General features: G+C 67.7%; 2 protein-coding genes. Both read left to right on the top strand.

What is annotated here, in order from left to right:
* The first annotated feature begins 38 nt into the window (after positions 1–38).
* Positions 39–293 carry a hypothetical protein gene (locus tag PSU4_RS32930; protein WP_373866116.1) on the top strand — a complete coding sequence of 85 codons (255 nt, stop codon included), beginning with the start codon at positions 39–41 and terminating at the stop codon, positions 291–293.
* A 400-nt stretch (positions 294–693) separates the two neighbouring features.
* On the top strand, positions 694–1,413 hold the full coding sequence (locus PSU4_RS30775; RefSeq protein ID WP_147116178.1) for a hypothetical protein: 720 nt from the start codon (positions 694–696) through the stop codon (positions 1,411–1,413).
* Positions 1,414–2,298 lie beyond the last annotated feature (885 nt).

Genomic DNA, 2,298 nt, shown 5'->3' with positions numbered 1-2,298 from the left:
CCCATCGACTGGTCACTGACAAACCAGAACGGCTGTCCATGCGCACCCTGGTCGCTCTCTGCGACATCCTGTCCTGCACTCCGTCCGACCTGATCACCCCCTATGTCGAGACCAGGGCGCGTCGCACGAGCGGCTCTGCCGCGGGCGCCTCTGCGGAGCCCTCGCCGGGTCAGGCGCCGGTTGGTCGGGGTCGATCCACAGTTCCGGCCGGTCCGCGCACGGATCATCGACGACGCCGACTGACCCTTCCCCCTGACCCGCTCCCCCTGACGCCTGCTGAGCCGATGACGTGATGAGCACCCGCCGCCCAGAACTCGGTCGGTCCCGGTCGACCCGACACGGTTCCCGCCCTGCGTCCGCTGCGGCGGCAGCTACGCATGCGGGAGGTCCTGGCCCGAAGGGCGGGTCTGTCACTACTGCGCTGAAGCGGCCAGACGCCGCGAAGGACGCTGCACCCGCTGCGGACACGTCGGGATCGTTCCCGGTCTCGACACCGACGCGGCACCGATCTGCCTGTCCTGCAGCGGGATTCCCATCAGCGTCTATTGCCGCAGCTGCGGAGTCGAAGCACCACTCGGGCGTTCGGCCCGCTGTTGGAGATGCCTGCTCACCGAACGAGTTCATGACCTGCTCGCCGGGCCCGACGACGTCGTTCCTGCTCCCCTGACTCCCCTGGCCCAGGCCATCATCACCATGCCACGCGCGAACAGCGGCTACGCGTGGCTGGCCAATACCGAGGTCGCGACCCTGCTCGCCCAGCTCGCCGCCGGACAGGTCGCGCTCACACACTCAGCGCTCGACGAACTTCCTGGCAGTCGGGCGGTCGAATACCTGCGCGGCCTGCTCGTCGCCGAGTCCTGCCTGCCGCCACGAGATCCGCATCTCGCACGGTACGAACGCTGGCTGGCCGCGAAACTCGAGGCTCTCGAGCGAGCCGATGACCGCAAGAGCATCGAGCGTTTCGCCCGCTGGCACTTGCTGCGCCGACTCCGCGACCAAAGCCGGCACGGACCGATCTCGCCCGGCGCCTTCCTCAACGCCAAACAGGCCACCACGGTCACCATCGGCTTCCTCGAGTGGCTCCATCATCGCGGCACACCTCTGGGCGGGGTTACCCAGCACGACGTCGACGCATGGTTCGCGGCCGGCCCGACGACCCGAAAACACGCGGTCCGGTTTCTCTACTGGGCCCGCGACCAGCGCCTCGTCGAGCGCATCCACGTCCCGATCCCCCGGACCGGCAACGCGACGCCTATCGGGTCACGCCTTCGCCTCGACCAGCTCCGCCAGGTCCTGACCGATGACACTCTGCGCACCGCGCCACGAGTCGCCGCAGCCTTGGTCCTGCTGTTTGGCGCAACGCTGAGCCAGATCGCCTCGCTCACCCTCGATGACGTCATCGAGAAACGCTGAAGGGACCTGCCTTCGGCTCGGGCCCTACCCGGTTCTGCTCCCCGAGCCGCTCGCCGAGCTCGTTCGGCGGCTGATCGCCGACCCCCGCTACCGGCGCAACACCGCGGCTAACGCACGCAGCCGCTGGCTGTTCCCCGGCGCCACGCCAGGCTGCCCGATCCGGCCCCAATCGCTGCAGAACATGTTGCGCAACATCGGGATCGATCCTCGTCCTGCCCGCGCAGGGACCTGGTTACAGCTTGTCCGACAGGCCCCGCCTTCCGTCCTGGCCGACGCGCTCGGCCTCTCCCCCACAGCGGCGATGCATTACGCGAGGCTCGCAGGGACCGGCTTCAGCGCCTACGCAACTCGTCCCGGACCAGTGGACTAGCACTCAAGCGCCGCTTTCGCCTGCAGCCGATAGAGCGGCGGAGCCGGCGAGAATCTACGACCCCCACTCGTCCAGGACACCCGGACAGAACGGCCCGCCGCCGACACCAGGCTACCTCGACGGACCAACGCCAACAGCAGATTGAGGACTCTTCAACAGGTGACCCCGCCAGTCGGGAGTGGGTATCTATTGCATCGGATGCACGACGCAGTACTTCTCTACGAGGACGCATATCAGCGTTGGGCGCTGCCTTCCTGACCTGCGGGTCGTTCCAGTAACCCGCGCGTCGCAGTGGATGCCCTGCCGAGGCATCGGGCTGATCCGCTGACGGTGTGTGACTCATGTGGATGTCGTGAGCTGCTGGTCTGCATGATGCGGTCATCGGATGCAAGATTCGGTCATCGGGTGATCGGATGGTGTGCGTTGGCGAAGGACGAGACCGGCCGTGTTGCCCCGTTGCGCGGCCGTGCCCCGTCGAGCCGTGCCGACGAGATGCTGACGGGCTGGCGGCATCA

The organism is Pseudonocardia sulfidoxydans NBRC 16205, assembly GCF_007989085.1.
GTDB classification, from domain to species: Bacteria; Actinomycetota; Actinomycetes; order Mycobacteriales; family Pseudonocardiaceae; genus Pseudonocardia; species Pseudonocardia sulfidoxydans.
This window is presented reverse-complemented; position numbering and strand designations above follow the sequence as displayed.

What these genes read in the sequence shown, in the direction of transcription:
- PSU4_RS32930 (WP_373866116.1), top strand. Translation starts at nt 39, where the DNA reads ATGCGCACCCTGGTCGCTCTCTGCGACATCCTGTCCTGCACTCCGTCC.
- PSU4_RS30775 (WP_147116178.1), top strand. Translation starts at nt 694, where the DNA reads ATGCCACGCGCGAACAGCGGCTACGCGTGGCTGGCCAATACCGAGGTC.